The 20541-nt window shown below is 41.6% G+C and carries 18 protein-coding genes; 2 read left to right on the top strand and 16 right to left on the bottom strand.

Going from position 1 to position 20541, the window contains the following annotated elements:
- Positions 1 to 104: 104 nt before the first annotated feature.
- The 3 genes from J7338_RS08265 to J7338_RS08255 all read right to left on the bottom strand — a co-directional run bounded on the left by J7338_RS08265 (position 105) and on the right by J7338_RS08255 (position 4736).
- Positions 105 to 1610: an alanine/glycine:cation symporter family protein gene (locus J7338_RS08265; RefSeq protein WP_210796601.1), complete on the bottom strand. Its 1506-nt coding sequence runs from the start codon at positions 1608 to 1610 to the stop codon at positions 105 to 107.
- Between the two features lie 359 nt (positions 1611 to 1969).
- Positions 1970 to 3100 (bottom strand): M14 family metallopeptidase, encoded by a 1131-nt coding sequence (locus tag J7338_RS08260; RefSeq protein WP_210796600.1) that lies wholly within the window; start codon positions 3098 to 3100, stop codon positions 1970 to 1972.
- Positions 3101 to 3293: 193 nt separating this feature from the next.
- Positions 3294 to 4736, bottom strand: coding sequence for a glyceraldehyde-3-phosphate dehydrogenase (locus J7338_RS08255; protein ID WP_210796599.1), 1443 nt, complete (start codon positions 4734 to 4736; stop codon positions 3294 to 3296).
- Between the two features lie 176 nt (positions 4737 to 4912).
- On the opposite strand from J7338_RS08255, the gene J7338_RS08250 reads away from it, so the two are divergent.
- Positions 4913 to 5713, top strand: coding sequence for a DUF2989 domain-containing protein (locus J7338_RS08250; protein ID WP_210796598.1), 801 nt, complete (start codon positions 4913 to 4915; stop codon positions 5711 to 5713).
- A gap of 60 nt (positions 5714 to 5773) precedes the next feature.
- On the opposite strand, the gene ihfA is transcribed toward J7338_RS08250, so the two are convergent.
- From ihfA to J7338_RS08225, 5 genes are all read right to left on the bottom strand, one after another.
- Entirely contained in the window at positions 5774 to 6067 is a 294-nt protein-coding gene (gene ihfA / locus J7338_RS08245; RefSeq protein ID WP_016707763.1) for an integration host factor subunit alpha, read from the bottom strand.
- A 2-nt stretch (positions 6068 to 6069) separates the two neighbouring features.
- Positions 6070 to 8457 (bottom strand): phenylalanine--tRNA ligase subunit beta, encoded by a 2388-nt coding sequence (gene pheT / locus J7338_RS08240; RefSeq protein WP_210796597.1) that lies wholly within the window; start codon positions 8455 to 8457, stop codon positions 6070 to 6072.
- Positions 8458 to 8472: 15 nt separating this feature from the next.
- Complete coding sequence (pheS, locus tag J7338_RS08235; RefSeq protein WP_210796596.1) at positions 8473 to 9453, bottom strand: phenylalanine--tRNA ligase subunit alpha; 981 nt, start codon at positions 9451 to 9453, stop codon at positions 8473 to 8475.
- Between the two features lie 464 nt (positions 9454 to 9917).
- Entirely contained in the window at positions 9918 to 10628 is a 711-nt protein-coding gene (gene hda / locus J7338_RS08230) for a DnaA regulatory inactivator Hda (protein ID WP_210796718.1), read from the bottom strand.
- Complete coding sequence (locus J7338_RS08225; protein WP_210796595.1) at positions 10628 to 11683, bottom strand: DUF2066 domain-containing protein; 1056 nt, start codon at positions 11681 to 11683, stop codon at positions 10628 to 10630. Before J7338_RS08225 ends, hda begins: the two co-directional genes overlap by 1 nt.
- Positions 11684 to 11907: 224 nt before the next feature.
- On the opposite strand from J7338_RS08225, the gene J7338_RS08220 reads away from it, so the two are divergent.
- Positions 11908 to 12525: a LysE family translocator gene (locus J7338_RS08220; protein ID WP_210796594.1), complete on the top strand. Its 618-nt coding sequence runs from the start codon at positions 11908 to 11910 to the stop codon at positions 12523 to 12525.
- A 92-nt stretch (positions 12526 to 12617) separates the two neighbouring features.
- Here the strand turns inward: J7338_RS08220 and J7338_RS08215 are convergent, their stop codons facing one another.
- The 8 genes from J7338_RS08215 to J7338_RS08185 form a co-directional block, all read right to left on the bottom strand.
- Positions 12618 to 14519 carry an MFS transporter gene (locus J7338_RS08215; protein WP_210796593.1) on the bottom strand — a complete coding sequence of 634 codons (1902 nt, stop codon included), beginning with the start codon at positions 14517 to 14519 and terminating at the stop codon, positions 12618 to 12620.
- Between the two features lie 169 nt (positions 14520 to 14688).
- On the bottom strand, positions 14689 to 15297 hold the full coding sequence (gene recR, locus J7338_RS08210) for a recombination mediator RecR (RefSeq protein ID WP_149982904.1): 609 nt from the start codon (positions 15295 to 15297) through the stop codon (positions 14689 to 14691).
- Between the two features lie 8 nt (positions 15298 to 15305).
- Entirely contained in the window at positions 15306 to 15632 is a 327-nt protein-coding gene (locus tag J7338_RS08205; RefSeq protein ID WP_149982903.1) for a YbaB/EbfC family nucleoid-associated protein, read from the bottom strand.
- Positions 15633 to 15687: 55 nt separating this feature from the next.
- Positions 15688 to 18048 (bottom strand): DNA polymerase III subunit gamma/tau, encoded by a 2361-nt coding sequence (gene dnaX, locus J7338_RS08200; protein WP_210796592.1) that lies wholly within the window; start codon positions 18046 to 18048, stop codon positions 15688 to 15690.
- Positions 18049 to 18051: 3 nt separating this feature from the next.
- Complete coding sequence (gene apt / locus J7338_RS08195) at positions 18052 to 18597, bottom strand: adenine phosphoribosyltransferase (protein WP_210796591.1); 546 nt, start codon at positions 18595 to 18597, stop codon at positions 18052 to 18054.
- A gap of 127 nt (positions 18598 to 18724) precedes the next feature.
- Positions 18725 to 18847 carry a hypothetical protein gene (locus J7338_RS20930; protein ID WP_267459582.1) on the bottom strand — a complete coding sequence of 41 codons (123 nt, stop codon included), beginning with the start codon at positions 18845 to 18847 and terminating at the stop codon, positions 18725 to 18727.
- 73 nt (positions 18848 to 18920) lie between these two features.
- Complete coding sequence (locus tag J7338_RS08190; RefSeq protein WP_210796590.1) at positions 18921 to 19670, bottom strand: HvfC family RiPP maturation protein; 750 nt, start codon at positions 19668 to 19670, stop codon at positions 18921 to 18923.
- A 1-nt stretch (position 19671) separates the two neighbouring features.
- Positions 19672 to 20526 carry an HvfB family MNIO-type RiPP peptide maturase gene (locus J7338_RS08185; protein ID WP_462938477.1) on the bottom strand — a complete coding sequence of 285 codons (855 nt, stop codon included), beginning with the start codon at positions 20524 to 20526 and terminating at the stop codon, positions 19672 to 19674.
- Between the last annotated feature and the right edge of the window lie 15 nt (positions 20527 to 20541).

Below are 20541 nucleotides of genomic sequence, written 5' to 3'. Positions count from 1 at the left end.
TTGTCGTTGTCTTTTTTCAATTGCAGCCAATAGCTAAGATTTGAAAAACGACGATTAACTAATTTTTTCAACAACCAAAATATGTCTGATTACGCCACTCTATCCTATTTCTGGGAGTTTGTTGCTTGTTTTGCGAAACGCTTCTCCCAAAAGGTAGCATTTTTGATCCCCAACTTAACAGGGTCAAATGTGATAGCCCCACCTTTTTTCTTCTGTTCTTCGTAATCACGCAAACATAATAACGCAGGCCTAGCGACAAAGAATATTGATAAAATGCCCAAAATATTGATCCAAGCCATTAAGCCCACACCAATGTCACCAATACTCCAAATATAACCAGAACTGTTTACCATACCATACGACACCATAAACATAATCACGAATTTCACAATAACAAGCGGAATAGAGCCTTTAAAATAGCGATTTAAATAAGCAATATTGGTTTCAGCAATATAGTAATAAGCTAGTATTGTTGTAAAGGCAAAAAAGAACAATGCAATACCTACAAATGCTTCTCCAAAGCTACCAAATACGCTAAATAAAGCCATTTGAGTAAAAGCCGCTGAGCCAACTTCAGTTGCAGCATCAACGTTTTGTACAATAAATTGCCCTGCAGGTAATTCACCCACTACATTATATTGCTGGGTAATTAAAATCATTAATGCTGTCGCAGTACAAACAAAAATAGTATCAACATAAACAGAAAAAGCCTGCACTAAGCCTTGTTGGGCAGGGTGATCAACTTCGGCAGCTGCAGCTGCATGCGGTCCAGTACCTTGACCCGCTTCGTTAGAATAAATACCGCGTTTCACACCCCAACCAATAGCAGCGCCAAAGCCGGCCTGCGCCGTAAAGGCATCGGTTATGATTAAAGAGAAAATACCAGGTACTTTATCGATATTTAAAAATACCACGATTAAAGCTAATACTATGTAGCCTAACGCCATAAATGGCACCACAATTTGAGTAAAGTTAGCAATACGCTTTATACCACCGAAGATAATAAACGCCAATACAATAAGAATAATTGCCAAAGCAACCAATTTAAAACTACCGACTTCACCAAAACTCGTTGATACCATAGTGCCATTACCAAACACTTGGGTAAACGCGTTGCCAACAGCATTGGCTTGCACGCCCGGCAGAAATACACCACATGCAACAATTGCCGACACTGCAAATAAAATAGCCAGCCACTTTTGTTCTAAACAGCGATCAAAATAATACGCTGGGCCGCCGCGATATTGGCCATCTTCTTCTGTTTTATAAATTTGACCTAATGTAGATTCGGCGTACGCTGTACTTGCCCCTAGAAAAGCCACTATCCACATCCAAAAAATAGCACCAGGGCCACCAAAGCCAATTGCTGCCGCCACACCGGCTATATTACCAACCCCTACTCGTCCAGATAACGACACTGCTAAAGCTTGAAAAGATGAGATCCCTTTATCTGAGGTATTAGGACTAAACAGCAATTTGCACATTTCTTTAAAATGTCTAACTTGAGCAAATCGGGTTAAAACAGAATAGAACAAGCCTGCGCCTAGGCATAAATAGATGAGTGCATTACTCCAAACAACATCATTAACAGCGCTTACAAAAGCTTCCATGGATATCCCTCTATAGTTATATTTATTATTTTCTAGTTACGATACTCTGCTGTAGCTACTCAGAATGCGTGACATATGGCTATGGGGAAATAAGATAACAACATTACTACCTCCCCTGCAACTTTTTGAATATTAACTTAAATCACCTAGCTTTGTTAACACTTAATTTTCAAAACAACTGATTGCAAAATCAGGCTACTGTAAATCGACTTAGTAAAATTTAATTAAACCTATATCGTTTGTGTAGGTAGCTTAAAGATACGATGCGAACAGAGCTTGAAAAAAATTAAGGTAAAACATCAACTGCGATTAAAAAACGAAGGGCATCGATATAAATGATGCCCTTCGTAACTAACACGTTATCTTAATTTATCTACTACGTTAACAATCGCAGCCAAGGTGTCTTGACCAAATTGATATGAACGGCGATCTGACCAGCCATAATCAGGATCTGGTAAACCATCGTTATCTTTAAATGGCATTTCAACCGTGTAGGCAAGCGCTTTGAATTCTTCTGCAACAGCAGATGATCCTACCGTTAGATTGGCTTGACCAGGCTCATCTTTTGGATAACCGTGCACATCTTGAAACTCAGGTGTCACTATGTGCAATGCCGCTTTAAAACTGTCTTCTAAGTCTTTTAAGCGCACATCATAGCTTGGGATACCTTCACTACCAGCTACAAAGTTATATGGAATCGCTTCATCTCCGTGAATATCAAGGTGCATATCAACACCGGTCTCACGCATTTTATTTAACACTAAATATACTTCAGGGCTATTTTCCATGCTAGGAGTTTGCCATTCACGGTTTAAGTTAACCCCTTTTGCGTTAGTACGTAAATGCCCGCGTGCACTACCGTCAGGATTCATATTTGGTACTATGTAAAATACCGCTTTTGATAACAATGCTGCGGCATGTGGGTCTTCATCGTCTAATAACTTATGTAGTACACCTTCAGCAAACCATTCGGCCATCGTTTCGCCTGGATGTTGACGGGCTGTGATCCAAATCGTTTTCTTGTTTTCATCACTTTCGCCACCAATGCGCAGTACGCTCATATCACGGCCATCAAGTGTTTCACCTAATGTTTCAAGCTGACACGCCTCTTGGCTTTGTGCCCACGTGATGAGATCTAAGTGACGTTCGTAGCTGTATGGTGCAAAGTAAGCAAAATAAACACTGCCGCATTCTGGTTCAATTTCAAATGATAACGTGCCATCGACATAGTTTGAAGGAACACGAAACCAGGTTTGGCGATCATACGATGCAACGGCTTGATAACCTTCCCAACCGTCAGGGTAAGCTGAGTTTTCAAGGTTATTGATATGTAATTTATGGCTTTGAAAAGGCGTTGTTTCTAAACGGAAATGGAACCACTGGAAAAAATCAGATAAATGATCTTTATTGATCTCAAGTTGGATATTAAGTGGATCGGCCGCTGCTATGACCTTGATATTGCCACTGTCAAAATTACTGGTGATTTTCATTCTATTAAACCTATATATGAAAAATTAATCGCTAAGCAATCGCTGTAAGTTCGAAATTAAATAACGTCCCAATGTGATGGACGCATTGTTATTAAAATGTAGCCTACCACATGCCTTAGGTTTTGAAAAAACATTCATAACTAAAAAGCCAGCGAATGCTGGCTTTTTGTAAATATTTTTAAGCTATTGCCTATTAACGCGGTAAGCTTGGGAATGAAACCTCAGCCATATCGCGCATACAACGCACAACTTGGCAGCTGTAACCAAACTCATTATCATACCAAACATAAAGTACAACACGGTTGTCATCAACGATAGTGGCGGTTGAATCAACCACCCCCGCATAACGACTGCCGACTAAGTCAGTAGACACAATCTCAGTAGACGCTGTGTAATCAATTTGGTCGCGTAACTCTGAATGCAGAGCCGCATGGCGTAAGAACGAGTTTAACTCTTCAACCGTGGTGCTGGTCGCAAGGTTTAAGTTCAAAATAGCCAAAGACACATTCGGTGTAGGTACGCGAATTGCATTACCCGTTAGTTTACCTTCAAGCTCTGGTAATGCTTTTGATACCGCCTTAGCTGCGCCAGTTTCAGTAATAACCATATTAAGTGCTGCAGCACGACCACGGCGATCGGCTTTATGATAGTTATCAATCAAGTTTTGATCATTAGTGTACGAGTGAACGGTTTCAACGTGACCATTGTTAATACCAAACTTATCATTAAGTGCTTTTAATGTTGGTGTGATTGCGTTGGTGGTACAGCTTGCTGCACAAACAATTTTATCTTCCGGTTTGATATCGTGATTATTAACACCGTATACGATGTTTTTGATATTGCCTTTCGCCGGTGCTGTTAATAATACTTTTGCAGCGCCTTTTGATTTTAAATGTAAGCCAAGGCCTGCTTCGTCTTTCCAGATCCCCGTATTGTCAACAATCAATGCGTTTTCAATACCATATGCTGTGTAGTCAATTTCATCTGGAGAGTTAGCATAGATAACTTGAATGTAACTACCATTGGCTTTAATTGCATTACGTTCTTTATCAATGGTGATTGAACCATTGAAAGGACCATGAATTGAATCACGACGTAATAGACTTGCACGCTTTTCAAGGTCGCCGTCTTTACCACCACGAACAACGATTGCACGTAAACGTAAATCCGCATAAGGACCTGATTTTTCAATTAGCAAACGCGCTAATAAACGACCGATACGACCAAAACCATATAACACCACATCGCGTGGCTCTTTGGCTTGTGAGTTTACAATTTCAGCTAACTCGTCGTTTAAATACGCTTCGATAGAACGACCATTTGCAGCATCGTTAAATAAATAACCATACGCCAGTTTACCGATATCGATACGTGCAGAGTTTAAATCCATTTTGCTAATAGCTTCTAAAAACGGAAAGCTTTCGCGTAAACGCAATTTAGTGCCTTCAAACTGTGCCACGGTTTTGTGAGATTTGATGATATCAATTGTACTGGCATTGACGAGCGGACGGCCATATACCGCAATTTCAATACCGCGATTACGATAAAGCTTACCAATGATAGGCTGCATGCTTTCTGCGTAATCTTGGCGTTCTTGCCAACTATTTGTGTATTCTAACTCGTGAGATGAGGTCATTTTATTTACCTAATTAAACAATTTTTGAACGGATAGCCATAAGGCGTATTGAATTTTGAGAGCAACACACCTCAATGAGCCTCACTATTCTAATTTAAACTAACTTTATTCTCCACTGTTAGAGATCAATTCCTTGCGCTAGAATAATAAGGTGATTATAAAGGTGAGGTTAAGGGATGTTATTAAGAACTAGTTTTTTACTGAGTTTGTTGGCATTAACTGGATGTGAAGAGCCATTGACACTTGCAAAGGTGTGTAAAGAAACCCCTGGTTTATGTAATGATTTAAATACGGATAGTCACTGCAAAGCACAGCGTGCTGATGTGATCATGGCGCGTTATAATGAATACAAACAACCGACAGATGATAACAAATATTTATTATTAAAAGATTTTGAAAAATACGATAAATGCGTATCGCTGGCGGCAAAAATTGAGCATATAAAATTAAAAGACAAAACCACCTCCCGTGTTGAAGCGCATTTAACCAGTATCAAGGAAATGACGCGGTTATTTCAAGATACCAAAAATACTAATCACCCTGGTTTGTTGTATTATCACTGGTCACGCAATAATGACCAATCAGCTCTAACTAAATTACTTGCGCTTGAAAACGATCCTAGTGTCACTGAGGATGCTGAAATCCAGTTTTTCTTAGCAAGTTATTTCATTAAGTTTGATGAAGAGAAAACCATTGACTTACTTTATAAAACCTTAGAATTAAACAAAGCTGACCAAACTCCAAACCCCGAAATTTACACCACCTTGGTAAGTTTATTTTATAAGCATGAAAAATATAAGCATGCCTATACTTTTGCAAAAATTGCACAGTTTTCTGGGATAACCAATGTTGAAATTTTTCCAATTGAACAACAATTAGCCGCAGCAGGAAAAAGCCTCGATAGTTTAGATACGTTAGCACAGCAAACCTACGACAGTATTCAAGCTGGGCAGTTTGTTTCACCTCGGGATTTTTAATCGCATATACACTTAGTCTCTATAGAAAAGAAAAAGGCAGCTGACGCTGCCTTTTTTAATTTATTTGCTCGTACCAACTTCAACACGAGTTTTGAGCTTTTGACCAGGTCGAAAGGTGACGACGCGTCGTGCCGAGATAGGGATATCTTCCCCTGTTTTCGGGTTACGGCCAGGCCTTTCTTTCTTGTCACGAAGATCAAAGTTACCAAATCCAGAGAGCTTAACCTGCTCGCCTTTTTCAAGCGCTGAGCGGATTTCTTCAAAAAACGCTTCAACTAAATCTTTGGCATCCTTTTTATTGATCCCCAATTTTTCAAATAGGTGTTCAGCTATGTCGGCTTTAGTAAGCGCCATATCTAGTCCCTCAACGATGCATTAAACTGTTCGGCCAGTGCGGCCACCACGTTATCAACTACTAGATTGATATCTTTCTCTTCGAGTGTTCTATCAACCGCTTGCAGTGTTAGAGCAATCGCCAAACTCTTATAATTTGGCTCAATACCTTTGCCCTTATACACATCGAATAAGTTTAGGTCAACCAATTGATTTCCGCCAACTTTTTCTATCACTGATAAAATGTCGCCAGATTTCACCTGTTCTTCCACTAAAATAGCGATGTCGCGGCGGTTTGAAGGGAATTTCGACACCCCGGCTGCCTCTGGTAAATTTCTTTTTTCAATGGCAGACATTTCAATTTCAAATACATAAGTCGCATTATTGATATCTAACGATTTTTGTACTTGAGGATGAATAGCACCAAAGAAACCAACCTTTTTACCTTCAACATAAATCACTGCAGATTGACCTGGATGTAAGCCATCTGATTGCTCTGCTTTGATTTCAAAACGCGTTATATCATTAGTTAATGAAAGTAATGCTTCAACGTCACCCTTTAGGTCATAAAAATCAACAGTGCGCTTTTCTTCAACCCAATGTTCACCATGTGCCAGACCGGTAATAACCCCACCAATAACTGCAACTTGGTTTACGCCATTCTCTGCGTTTTCATCACGTAGAAATTTAAGGCCATGCTCAAATAAACGAATACGTGGCTGCTGACGGTTTTGGTTATACATGACAGAAGCAAGTAAACCTGGCATAAGGCTCACACGCATTGCCGACATTTCAATCGAAATTGGATGTGGCAAAATAAGCGCATCGCTGTCTGGATGTAAAATAGCTTGCGCTTTAGGATCAACAAAGCTGTAAGTGATCGCTTCTTGATAACCACGAGTCACTAAGGTATTGCGAAATTTACTCACTGCAATATTGGCTTCATTATGGCTGGTCATTTTTAATTTAGCAGTCGGTGCTACGTTTGGAATACTGTTGTAACCATATACGCGAGCAACTTCTTCAATTAAATCTTCTTCGATACGAATATCAAAACGGTAGCTTGGTACATCAGCACTCCACACACCATCGACAATTTTCACATCAAGCCCTAGACGGGTTAAAATGTCGGTTACTTTCGCATCTTCAATATGATGACCAATAACACGGTCTAAACGCGCACGACGAAGGCGTACTTCAGTAACCTTAGGAAGCTTATCTTTTGCAACAGCTGCAACTACAGGGCCTGCTTGACCGCCTACAATCTCAAGTAACAAGGCAGTTGCACGTTCCATTGCATCATGTTGCAGCGCAAAATCAACACCGCGTTCATAACGATGCGATGCATCTGTGTGTAAACCATAGCTACGTGCTTGACCTGCAATCGCAACTGGATTAAAAAACGCACTTTCTAATAGAATATCCGTTGTTTGCTCGGTAACGCCTGATTGCTCACCGCCAAAGATACCGGCAATTGCCAGCGCTTTGTTATGGTCGGCTATTACTAAGGTAGATTCATTTAACTTAGCAGTATTACCATCTAGTAATACCAGCTCTTCATCAGCATGGGCACTACGTACTTTGATACCGCCTTCAATCGCATTTAAATCAAATGCATGCATTGGGTGGCCAAGTTCAAGTAACACATAGTTAGTTACATCAACCACAGGATCAATTGCGCGTACGCCACTGCGGCGAAGCTTCTCAACCATCCAAAGTGGCGTTTCAGCGTCTAGGTTAATACCTTTGATCACACGACCTAAATAACGTGGGCAGGCTTCATCGTTTACTAGTTCAATTGATACTTTATCATCAATAGTTGCTGCAACCGCTGGTATTTCTAGGGCTTTAACATCAATACTGTTAAGTACGCCCACTTCACGAGCGATGCCTTTAATACCTAAACAGTCACCACGATTCGGGGTTAAATCAACATCAATGATGTTGTCATCAAGGCTTAAGTATTCACGTAAGTCGGTGCCCACGGGTGCATCAAGTGGCAACTCCATAATACCGTCACCTTCTTCGCTAATACCCAGCTCCACGAAAGCACACAACATGCCGTGTGAAGGTTGACCACGTAGTTTGGCTTTTTTAATTTTAAAATCGCCCGGTAATACAGCGCCTACCATTGCTACCGCAACCTTGATACCCAAGCGACAATTTGGTGCACCACATACAATATCTAATAGCTCATCGCCACCGACATTGATTTTAGTTACACGTAGTTTATCTGCATCAGGATGCTGACCACATTCAACTACTTCACCGACAACAACGCCAGAGAACTCTGCAGCAGCTGGCTCTACGCCATCTACCTCAAGGCCGGCCATCGATAACTGTTCCGAAAGAGCCTGCGTGTCAATTGCAGGATTAACCCACTCTCTTAACCACTTTTCACTAAATTTCATGTTATTTCTTCACTCTTAACGGAACTGATTAAGGAATTTCAAATCGTTTTCGAAAAACGCACGTAAGTCATTTACACCATAACGCAGCATAGTTAAACGCTCTACACCCATACCAAAGGCAAAACCAGTGTATTTTTTTGGATCAATTCCCACTGATTTAAGCACGTTAGGGTGCACCATTCCGCAACCTAATACTTCTAACCATTTTCCGTCTTTACCCATTACATCAACTTCCGCTGAAGGCTCTGTAAATGGGAAAAATGAAGGACGAAAACGAATTTCCATATCTTCTTCAAAAAAGTTACGCAAGAAATCGTGCAAAATACCTTTAAGCTCAGTAAAGCTTACATCAGTATCAACCATCAACCCTTCAACCTGATGGAACATCGGCGTATGTGTTTGGTCGTAATCGTTACGGTATACACGCCCTGGAGAAATAATACGCAGCGGCGGTTGCTCAGCTTCCATGGTGCGAATTTGCACACCACTGGTTTGCGTACGCAACACCAGTTTTGGATTAAAGTAAAAGGTATCGTGATCAGCACGTGCTGGGTGATGCTCAGGAATATTTAGCGCGTCAAAGTTATGAAAATCATCTTCTACTTCTGGGCCTGATTTAACCGCAAAACCTAATTCGCCAAAAAAGCTCTCAATCCGTTCAATGGTGCGCGTCACTGGGTGTAAACCACCAGTTGGCATAACACGACCAGGCAATGTTACATCGATTGTTTCTGCGGCTAATTTTTCTTCAAGGGCTTTGCTTGCAAGCAACTCACGCTTATCATTAATCGCAGCTTGTACATCTTGCTTAGCTTGATTAATTACTTGGCCTGCTTCTTTGCGTTCTTCAGGAGCAATTTTACCAAGGGTTTTTAATAGATTCGTAATTTCGCCTTTTTTACCAAGGTAGTTAACCCTGATATCTTCAAGCTGCGCGATTTCACCGGCACTGGCGACCGCCTCAAGTGCTTGCGCTAATATATTTTCTAAGTTCATTCGATACCTGATCTGTCACAGAAGGTGATTTAAGTAATAGCTAATGATAACTGAAAGCAATGGCTAGATTCCAGACCTTATACCAATCTTATTGAATTCTTTCCCATTCTGGTTAAGTAAAATGGGAAGTTAAACGATTTTGTAGAGAAAACTAGGGTCTGTTGATCTTTCAAGGTTAAATTTGCAGCAGTCTGTTTGGTATTTAGGCAAGGCAGAGCCTATGTGGTGTGGTTATTCCCCATAAATAGGCGATAACGCAGCATCAATGCCAAACAGGCGCTGCCCGAAGGGTTCTGCCTAGGGGCAATTAACTCTTTGTTACTTACATGGATGTAAGTAAGGGGCGTGAGCAGGACGCTGAAGCTTTGCTCGGCTTTTACTTAGCCCACTAGGTTACAAACCTCGCGCCGCGATTAAATTGCCCCTAGTTTGAACAAATATTAATCCGCAAAGGCCAACAGACCCTAGAGTTTTAGACTGGATTTTATGAAAGGAATGGTCAATTTACGTTGTGCAGCCATCGATGCATGGTCAAGTTTATCAAGCACATCAAGTAGCGCACGCATATCACGACTCAAACGCGTTAATAAAAATCGCGCACATTCATCACTGAGCTCTAAACCGCGCATATTGGCACGCTTAACTAAGGCTTCGGCTTTGTCATCATCACTCATGGAACGAATTTGAAAAGTCGTGCCCCATTTTAATCGTGACTCAAGATCCGGCAGGCTAATATTTAGCATGTCTGGTAACAGATCCGCTGTCACTACCAAGCACTTACCCGGTTCGTTAAAACGATTAAAAAAATTAAATAACGCTTTTTCCCACGCATCGTTACCTGCCACTAAGTGCACGTCATCAATACACAGCACATCAAGCGTATCTAAGCCATCGAGTACTATAGGGCCAAAATCAATCACTTCGCGCATAGATAGCAGCATAGTTGATAAACCATGCTCTTGAGCATGAATACAGGTTGCATACAGTAAATGTGATTTACCTGAATCCCCTAAGCCACACAAATAAGTATATTGAAAAGTGGTTGCTAAACTTTTAAAGGCATTTTTTAAATGACTCACTTCCAGTGAATTTTCACCACCAAAATAAGAGGCAAACGTTTCATCATCCGGTAACGTTACCGGCAATGCCATTTGCACCGGTTCTATTGCCGGCATTACAAACCAACCCATTGATATTCTAAATCGCCTTGCGCTGTCACAGGGTAAAACGCACGAGGGTCAACAAAGGGTTGAAAAGCGCGGTCGAGCTCTAAGGCTTTTTGTAAATCATGCATACTGCCAGTATGATTTATCGCAAAACTAACCATATCAGCGGTACGAGAACGAATTGTCACTTGGGTAACCACGCTTAAGCTCTGTAGCTGACGTTTAGCAAGCTCTATATCGACAAAGGTAGTGGTGCCTTTTAATTTAAATATCGCTTGGGCAAGCTGCGTTGTAGAATTTGGATCAACCGCATATTCATTGGCCAAGCCTGCTGCTAAACTATCAATCATTAAGGCTATGGCTTGTTGTTTATCACCGCTGACTCTGTTTGCTTCAAACAGCTCATCGTTAGTAAAACGCCAATCCAACAGCCAAATTTCACTGTCTAGCTGTTTATATAAACGCGCGGTAATACTGCGCTCTGCACTATAGCGGCTTGATGCCTGCTCGACTGGCGTAGAGAAATTTCCCCATACCTCAGGTATTCCCACTAATGCACGGTCTTGTAAATCAAGTAATGGCACCACAACAGGCAAACCACGTCGCGCTGCGGTGCTATAAATTAGTTGCTCTAACTGCGGATAGCTTTCTTGGGTCACCAGTTCGCGACGCCAGTTGTCTTCAATGGCAAGCCAAATAGCTACCAGCGGACGACGCGTCCCCCACAATGGTAAATTAAGTTCTTTGACGAGTGCGTTGATTTTGTTTGCTTCAAATTTAACCACGAGATTAAGCTGACCATTGGCTTTTTCATCGTATTCAAATTTGAGCATGTAATCTGATATATCTTTACTGCGTCGCTGAGCCGTTGGATTTTTGTCTGCATTTGGATCGCCACTGACCTTAACCAGTACATTAAGCAACGCTTCGCGGCTGGCGCTGAGTCGAGCATCGCGCGATTTGTCAGATACTTTTAATACGTCCTGATATAGATCAGTAACTTCAACCGCAGTTGCAGTGAAACTTAGGAAAATGGAAGTAATAGCTATAAGTAATCTAGACACAGGGCATTAGTTCTTGGTTTTAAACTGATTGGATCCTAATTCAAAGCACTCAACAAAGCAAAAATATATTTGTTAAAACTCACTTACAGATCAGAGATAAACCGGAGCTTTATCGCGAGTGCTCACAATCTCATGATCGCGCTTAACTACCCCAAATTGGTTTCTAACGATTTCACAAACCATTACTATTGCGCATTCTATTACAGCAACTAACGGATGCTTACATGCTCGACTTCGCAGTGCTGGGGGTATTTATACCCACCTTCTTTTTTGTCTCTATTACACCTGGGATGTGTATGACTTTAGCCATGACCTTAGGAATGAGTATTGGCGTGCGCAGAACTATGTGGATGATGATTGGCGAGTTACTTGGCGTTGCTATTGTGGCTGTTGCAGCTGTCGCAGGGGTGGCAAGTATCATGCTCAACTATCCGACACTATTTAGCGTATTAAAATGGCTCGGTGCAGGTTATTTAGTCTACATTGGCATTTCAATGTGGCGAGCAAAAGCAACCATCAAATTAGGCGCAGACAGCAAATTAAAAGTATCTCGCCAAGCGCTATTCTCACAAGGGTTTATCACCGCGATTGCCAACCCTAAAGGCTGGGCGTTTATGATTTCTCTGCTACCGCCGTTTATAAATATTGACTACACGATTGCGCCACAATTGAGTATGTTAGTCGCCATCATTATGCTCAGCGAGTTCACTTGCATGATGCTCTATGCCACTGGCGGTAAAAGTTTACGGCTGTTTTTAAACCAAGGTGACAATATCAAGTGGATGAACCGCATCGCTGGCAGTTTGATGGTCGCGGTTGGTATGTGGTTAGCAGTTAGTTAGCGGCCAACTAAGCACAAGACTCACGCGCAATATTCACGACTGAATATTGCGCGCCAAATTTATATCTCTGTTATATCAGCGTTTAATCGCTATTAAACAGCACCTTTTTCATACTGCTCTTTTAAGGCAACCACTCGCTCACGCAATTCATCTGCAGTGACTGCATTGGCAGCAATAGGCTCGCCAACAGTCACAGCGACCAGCGACCATTTCAGTCGTGGAAGTCGCCATTTTGCTTTACGACTAAACATGCTGCCCCATAACCCGCCTAGATGAACAGGTATAACGGCTACCGGTGAACGCTGTATAATACGTTCAATACCACGGCGGAAAATATCAATCGAACCATCGCCTGTTAGCCTCCCTTCAGGGAAAATACCCACTAACTCACCGTTATCTAATGCTTTAGCAACCTCATCAAATGCTTCTTGAAACGCCTGCGGATTAGATTTTTCACTGTCAATTGGGATGGCTTTAGCCATTTTAAATAGCCAATGCAACGCGGGAGAATAATAAATGGGGGCAAATACCATAAATCGAATAGGCCTTGGTGATGCCGCTAAAATAAACATCCAATCAACAAAGCTGACGTGATTACTCACCAATACAGCTGCGCCTTCACTCGGAATATTATGCTCCCCTTTGGTACGTACTCGATACATGCAAATGGTCAATAAATAAATAACGAAGCGTAAGAAGAACTCTGGCACCTTGGTATAAATATACACAGAGATCAGTAAATTTAATCCTGCCAGTAACAAGAATAACTGTGGGATCGTCCATGCAAATATGGATAGCATTATAATACTTAACACCGCACTGGCGACCATAAACAACGCATTTAACACATTATTAGCGGCGATGATGCGTGAGCGGCTTGATTCGACGGTGCGTTGTTGGATCAAAGCGTACAATGGCACAGTATAAAAACCAGAGGCAATGCCAATGCCGGCCATCCAGATAAAATGCCAATACATGTCACCAGTATGCAGTATTTGTGCAAGTGTAAATAATTCTTCGCTTGGTAGCTGGTAAAAGCTCATTGCAGGCTCTTGGCTCAGTAAGTACAAAAATAATGTGATCAACAACGCGCCAAATGGCACAATTCCTAATTCTATCCGCGAGCGAGATAGCTTTTCACACAACAGCGAGCCTATTGCGATACTCAATGAAAACACCACCAAAGCGCTGGTGACGACCAGCTCATCGCCAACCATGACATATTTCACATAATTTGGTAGCGCCGTTAAAATAATCGCCCCTATAAACCAAAACCAGCTGATACCAAGTACCGACTTTCCGACCGACTCAGTTTGTGAATTAAGTACCCTAAATAGGCTTTTGGTGGAGGAGAAAATATTAAAAGTAAACACTAAATTAGGATCATTCGCGGCGCTGATTGGAATAGAGCGACTACTCAAATAACCAATAATCGCCAGGCTTATAATTGCCACACAGATGACCGTTGGCCCCACTGTTTGGGTAATGTAATACGTGCCAAACGTTGTGCCAATCAATATAGCCACAAATGTCGCAGATTCAACAAGGCCATTGGCTTTGGTTAATTCATCTGCTGCCACGTGCTGCGGTAAAATTGAATATTTTAGCGGGCCAAAAAAGGTACTTTGTAACCCAGTTAAGAATACAGTGGTTAACATCAACCAAACAGATTGCGTTGAAATGGCCACAGCGCCTACTAGCATAATCGGAATTTCAGCAAGTTTTACGGTGCGGATTAATTTTGACTTTTCCTTTTTTTCAGCAATTTGTCCCGCCATCCCTGAAAATAAAAAGAACGGTAGAATAAATAAGCCTGCCGCTAAGTTAGCATAAAAAGCGCCATCGGCAACATTTGCCGTTTGAAAAATCAATAACAGTAGCACCGCTTGTTTATAAATATTATCATTTAACGCAGAGAAAAACTGGGTGACAAAAAGCGGTAGAAAGCGCTTACTCTTTAGTAAAGCACGCTGATGTTTTTTATTATCTTGCATTGTGATCCTTACAAATTAACCAAACTGGTGAAAAAAAGACTCCAGCTACTAAAATAGATTACCCAGTTATTAGATAAATTACGATCAAACTTTTACCGCTAAGGTATAAAAACAAAAAACCTGCATAACAAACGTTAATGCAGGTTTTAAATTAATGCGCTTCTAAGAGCTAATTTTGACTCACCACTCGTCGGCCACTAAATGCATGCATTAATGTCATGCCATCGAGCAAATCAAGTTCGCCACCGACCGGAATACCATGGGCTATCCGCGATGCATCAACTTTATAACGGTGACAAAGCTGGGCAATATAATGCGCTGTAGTTTCCCCCTCAACGGTAGGGTTGGTCGCTAATATAACCTCGTTTATCCCACCTTGTTGCAACTTACTTTCAAGAATATCAAGGCCAATTTCATTTGGACCAATACCATCGATAGGTGATAAATGTCCCATCAATACAAAGTACAAACCTTTATACTGGCCAGTTTGTTCAATCGCCAACACATCGGTAGGTGATTCAACCACACATAAAATTCCGCTATCTTGGCGTTTGGGGCTTAAACAGATTTCACACTGCGGCTGCTCTGCAAAAGTACGACACGATTGACAGTGTCCTATTGCAGTCATCGCCTTGATAAGTGCATTACCAAGCTGAGTGCCCCCTTTACGGTCGCGCTCAAGCAGATGAAACGCGATGCGCTGCGCTGACTTTGGGCCTATGCCCGGCTGACAGCGTAGTGCCTCGATCAGCTGGTTTAAACTCTCTGAAAGTTGCATGTTTTATCTTAAAACGGCATTTTCATACCTGGTGGTAATTGCATACCGCCAGTTACTTTACCCATGCGCTCTTGTGTTTCTTCTGCTACACGGCGTACTGCGTCATTACACGCAGCGGCAAGTAAGTCTTCAATAAGATCTTTTTCGTCTTCCATTAAACTTTCATCAAGTTCAACACGGCGAACATTATGGTTTCCAAGCATGGTTACTTTAACTAAACCAGCACCTGCTTCACCAACCACTTCTAAGTGAGCAATTTCGTCTTGGGCTTTTTGCATGCGCTCTTGCATTTGCTGCGCTTGCTTCATCATGTTACCCATTCCACCTTTAAACATAACTTTCTCTCTTTCTATTTCTAATTGCCATGAAGATAAGGGCTATTGCAGTGAATTACAATGCCTGAATACTGTTTTCATCGATAATTGCAGAAAATAGCTGCTGTAACTGTACGATATTTTCATCACCGTTGATCACATCAATTGCTTGCTGATGGCGCCCTGCATCAATCTTTTGCTGAATTAAGTAAGGCGAATCTATCACCCCAGGGGCAAAATTGATTGTCAGCTCAACATTATGCCCGTAAATACTGGCCAGCGCTGCACTAAGCTTTTGCCTTAACATCGGGGTATCGAGATGTTTTTGCGATTCATCCACTTCTAAGTTCAGCTGTTGTTGTTGCTTTGAATAAATTGAATGCAAAGCAAATTGACGCATCCGCCCGCCAAGTCCCATCCGCTTAATTAAGTATGCCCACTCATCTTGTTGATGTGCAAAACGAATATCGCTGATCGGGCTTTGAAAATCATCCGGTATTTGAATATTTATTTCAGGCTCAGGTGCAGCAACTACTTTTTGTGGATTAATTTGCTCTAGCAATTCCGGTGCTAAATTCTCAGTAATAGTCTGATGTTTTTCTTTAAAGTCAGGTTTCACACGCTTATTTTGGGCACTATTCGGCGTGTAACCATCAGTCTCAGGCTGACTACTTGCCCCCGTTATCTGGGGCTGTGACTTTTTTACCGCAGTACCGCGCTCAACCGCAGCTGGTTTATTCGTTGATGGCGCCACCGATGTTTTACCACCTGAGAGCGTACCTGCACCGGAAATATTTCTATCTCGTAAAATACGTGCAATTGCGGACTGCGCTTGTGCTTCTTTTTGGCTAATATCTGTGCTATCTGAATAGTCAGTAAATGAGCTGCTATTTGGCGCTGGAGCGGTTTGCTCTGCGCTATATTGATGCTCAGGCAAAGATTGTTCTGGCGCATGCTCAAAGCCACTATGAAAGCCCTGCTCCACTGCGTTATTCATTACCTCATCATATTGAGATACTAATTGTTGCTCAAGCTCTGCATCTGGATCATTACCATGCGCAGCTTCGTGCATAATTCCCGAATTTGCATCTGCGGTGGTAACAAGAGGCTGCGTATCAAGATGTGCTGTTTGCTCACTGGTTACAGAGCGCTCAGTTGTTGCAACGACTTGTTCAGGGGCACTCTCGGTCGCTTGTACCAGTGCAGCTTGTTGGGGCAATGATACTTGGTTATCAACAGGCTGCGGTGTTGCAGGCTTATTCTTATTGAGAATATCTCTCAATGCTGCTGAACGAGACCGGTTGTTATCGGCCGCTGGTGCTTGCGCTGCAGTACTTGCAAGCATTTGGCTATCAACTGGTTGAAATGCCAATAAACGCAGCATAACCATTTCGAAACCTAAACGAGGCTCTGGCGCCCATTGTAAATCTTTTTTGCCATTAAGCAGTAATTGATAATAAATTTGGATTTGTTGTGAATCGCAGCTCTTTGCTACTTCATTAATAAACTCGCGATTATATTCATCTAACTTGGCGGCATCGGGCACTAATTGGGTTAATTGTGCTAAATGTGTAAGGCCAATTAGATCATCTAACAAAGCAATATAATTTGGGTTTTGGGTGGCAACTTGCTCGATTTGCGCCATCAATGCATGGCCGTCTTGGGCTAATAATGCAACCAGCAAGTGCTGGCTATAATGGTTGTCCATCAACCCTAGCATTGCTTGCACCGCTTGATGCTTAATATCACCATTGGTTTGAGCAATCGCTTGATCAGTTAAACTCAATGCATCACGCATACTGCCATCAGCCGCTTTGGCGATAATTGGCAGGGCTTGAGTTTCAAAACTTAATTTTTCTTCGCCTAACACATATTCAAGTTGTTGAAGTATTTCAAGTTGCGATAACGCATTAAGATTAAACTGCAAACAACGCGATAAAATGGTGACAGGCAGTTTCTGTGGATCCGTCGTCGCTAATAAAAACTTAACGTGCTCAGGCGGCTCTTCCAAGGTTTTTAATAATGCATTAAAACTATGCTTTGAAAGCATGTGTACTTCATCGATCAGGTACACTTTGTAGCGACCGCGAGTTGGCGCGTACTGCACGTTATCCAATATCTCACGGGTATCTTCAACTTTAGTGCGCGATGCGGCATCTATCTCAAGTAAGTCAATATAACGACCAGTTTCGATATCGACACAACTACTACACTTTCCGCAAGGCTCAGCTGAAATGCCTTCATCACAATTTAAGCTTTTTGCAAAAATACGTGCGATGGTGGTTTTACCCACCCCGCGAGTCCCAGTGAACAAATAAGCGTGATGCAGTCTGTTTTGTGTTAAAGCATTAATAAGCGCTTGTTTCACATGGGACTGACCGACCAATTCATGAAAGGTCTGTGGACGCCATTTTCTCGCTAGGACTTGATAACTCATTAATTATTCGCCTTCGAATTCAACCAATTTTAGGATGTTAATCCCCATTTTTGTAATGCGTTGCTCGCCTCCTAGTTCTGGTAGAGAGACGACAAATGCTGCATCTGTCGCATCACCACCCAGCTTATTGACTAATTTAGCGGTCGCTTCAATCGTACCGCCGGTTGCCAATAAGTCATCAACTAAAAGTACTTTGTCACCTGGAACAATGGCATCTGTATGCAGCTCTAATACATCTTCACCATATTCTAGTTGATAATCTTGCGAGATCACTGCACGTGGCAGTTTACCCGGTTTACGCACTGGAATAAAAGGAATACCTAGTGCATATGAAAGTGGTGCAGCAAAGATAAAACCACGAGATTCAGTACCTATAATCTTGGTAAAGCCTTGATCTTTATAAGCTGAAATAAATGCATTAATTGTTGCTTGAAATGCAGCGGGATTAGCCATTAGCGTAGTTACATCACGGAACATAATCCCTGCTTTAGGGTAATCAGCAATAGTAGCAATGCTATCTTTAATGATAGATGGAGTTACTTGAGTCATAATTTAAACTGTTTTATCTGTAATATTACAAAGCAGATAAGTATAACATTACAAAAATCAGTTGTCGGCAGGAAGTTTAGAAAAAGATAAGGCTGCAAATGCAGCCCCTAAATTTGCATAATGCAAATTAAGATACTGTAGTGATCCAGCCTAGGATTGCATTTAAACAGCCAATTCCTGTAAACACAGCTAAGAACGCAAAAAAATACATTGCATTAAACGGATCTTTAAAATCTTTATCTTCTGACATAGGCACTACCTTTTATTAAGCGAGACGAATTAAGGCGCACATAATAGACGATGTAAAGTAATCAATAAAGACTTTAAGGGTGATTTTTTGTCACGATAATTCCACGTTCCACCATTGCACATAATGTTGCTGTAGCACCTTGCACAAGCTGCTCTGTAGTAAATTGCGGCGCTTGTAAAGCAACTTTCTTCACCAACGAAGCAAATTTGATACTCGGTGTTGTATCTATAATCGCCAGTAATAATGCTGTCATTGCATTGGTAGCAAGAAATTGTACTTCGTCGTCTGTATCGCGATATACCACAAAATAGTGAGGCTGTTCACTAGGCTGCTGTGGTTGAAAATCAGCACTGATATGCTGTACAGCAAACTGATAACTTAAATTTCGCGCGCAACTACTCATATAAAGTGGCACCTCAGTCACCTCATCAGTAATAGCGCACTCTGTTGAATCAGTGTGCGCTATTGATACATCCAGCTCAATCCATTCATAATGGGCAAGTTCCAACATAAATACAGGATCGCTTGGTTGCAAAACGTAATCATGACTTAAATAATAAATAAACTCGCCCGCAATATCCAAAAAAAAGGGAGATTGGCAATCGTGCTCTGCAAAAAACCGACGTACTAATTTTACCCAGTCATCATCGCAGTAAAGTGTTTTCAGCACCGGAAACCCTGAAGAAATAAAGCCATTGATATTATTGAAAAATAAATCACGGTAGATCGCCATACGACGGTCTTCGATATCACCTGGCTTTGGTTGCGCTTCGGGTGCGCGAATATGCGCCATAAATACTTGTTGAGTTTCAATAAAATTCATATCAGGCACTTTCTTTACGCTGTATTATTGCGTGTTTGGCTTGTAGTTGATGAATTATATCCAGCTCTTTTGTTAGCTCAGCGATAGCTGGAATATTAAAATCACGCTCCAATAAAGTCGCAAACACTCCATGATGTTGATAAGCGTGATCAAGTAATTGCCAAACAGGGTCAATCACGTCAGCACCGTGAGTATCAACAAGTAAATCATCCGCTTCGTTGTAATGCCCTGCTACATGGCCATACGCTATGCGTTGTGATGGCAAGCTAGCTAAAAAATGTTCTGCATCATAACCATGATTTATCGAATTCACATAGATATTATTTACATCGAGTAATAACTTACAATCAGCTTGCTGTAATATTTCAGTGGTAAATTCTAACTCGCTCATTTGCTGACCAGGCGCGGCATAATAAGACACATTTTCGATAGCGATTTGCTGCTCGAGAATATCTTGTACCTTTTTTATCCGCTCAACAACATGGGCAATCGCAGCTTCAGTAAATGGGATCGGCATCAGATCATACATATGGCCGCTGCCAGAACAATAACTAAGGTGCTCACTAAAAAGCTTAACGTTATGTGCTTTAAAAAATACTTTTAATGCTTTAACAAATTCAATATCTAACGGTTCAGGTGAGCCGATGGACAATGACAAGCCATGACAGACAAAGTTACTTGTATCGGTCAGTGACTTAAACTGCTTAGCAAAGCGACCGCCAAGCTTTAACCAGTTCTCAGGAGCCACTTCCATAAAATCAATTTGCTTTGGTATCTGCGTCAGTAATTCATCGAGCATTTCTCTGCGCAGCCCAAGCCCTACCATGCCAAATTCACTGTTACTAGGTACAGTCATATCCACTCCTTCATT

This window comes from Pseudoalteromonas ostreae (assembly GCF_018069805.1).
GTDB lineage: Bacteria > Pseudomonadota > Gammaproteobacteria > Enterobacterales > Alteromonadaceae > Pseudoalteromonas > Pseudoalteromonas ostreae.
This window is presented reverse-complemented; position numbering and strand designations above follow the sequence as displayed.

Excerpts from the sequence above, each read along its gene's own strand:
- dnaX (WP_210796592.1), bottom strand. The coding sequence starts at position 18,048 with ATGAGTTATCAAGTCCTAGCGAGAAAATGGCGTCCACAGACCTTTCAT.
- J7338_RS08250 (WP_210796598.1), top strand. The coding sequence starts at position 4,913 with ATGTTATTAAGAACTAGTTTTTTACTGAGTTTGTTGGCATTAACTGGA.
- J7338_RS08265 (WP_210796601.1), bottom strand. The coding sequence starts at position 1,610 with ATGGAAGCTTTTGTAAGCGCTGTTAATGATGTTGTTTGGAGTAATGCA.
- J7338_RS20930 (WP_267459582.1), bottom strand. The coding sequence starts at position 18,847 with ATGTCAGAAGATAAAGATTTTAAAGATCCGTTTAATGCAATGTATTTT.
- pheT (WP_210796597.1), bottom strand. The coding sequence starts at position 8,457 with ATGAAATTTAGTGAAAAGTGGTTAAGAGAGTGGGTTAATCCTGCAATT.
- J7338_RS08255 (WP_210796599.1), bottom strand. The coding sequence starts at position 4,736 with ATGACCTCATCTCACGAGTTAGAATACACAAATAGTTGGCAAGAACGC.
- J7338_RS08260 (WP_210796600.1), bottom strand. The coding sequence starts at position 3,100 with ATGAAAATCACCAGTAATTTTGACAGTGGCAATATCAAGGTCATAGCA.
- hda (WP_210796718.1), bottom strand. The coding sequence starts at position 10,628 with ATGCCGGCAATAGAACCGGTGCAAATGGCATTGCCGGTAACGTTACCG.
- J7338_RS08215 (WP_210796593.1), bottom strand. The coding sequence starts at position 14,519 with ATGCAAGATAATAAAAAACATCAGCGTGCTTTACTAAAGAGTAAGCGC.
- J7338_RS08185 (WP_462938477.1), bottom strand. The coding sequence starts at position 20,526 with ATGACTGTACCTAGTAACAGTGAATTTGGCATGGTAGGGCTTGGGCTG.
- J7338_RS08190 (WP_210796590.1), bottom strand. The coding sequence starts at position 19,670 with ATGAATTTTATTGAAACTCAACAAGTATTTATGGCGCATATTCGCGCA.
- pheS (WP_210796596.1), bottom strand. The coding sequence starts at position 9,453 with ATGAACTTAGAAAATATATTAGCGCAAGCACTTGAGGCGGTCGCCAGT.
- recR (WP_149982904.1), bottom strand. The coding sequence starts at position 15,297 with ATGCAACTTTCAGAGAGTTTAAACCAGCTGATCGAGGCACTACGCTGT.
- J7338_RS08220 (WP_210796594.1), top strand. The coding sequence starts at position 11,908 with ATGCTCGACTTCGCAGTGCTGGGGGTATTTATACCCACCTTCTTTTTT.
- ihfA (WP_016707763.1), bottom strand. The coding sequence starts at position 6,067 with ATGGCGCTTACTAAAGCCGACATAGCTGAACACCTATTTGAAAAATTG.
- J7338_RS08205 (WP_149982903.1), bottom strand. The coding sequence starts at position 15,632 with ATGTTTAAAGGTGGAATGGGTAACATGATGAAGCAAGCGCAGCAAATG.
- apt (WP_210796591.1), bottom strand. The coding sequence starts at position 18,597 with ATGACTCAAGTAACTCCATCTATCATTAAAGATAGCATTGCTACTATT.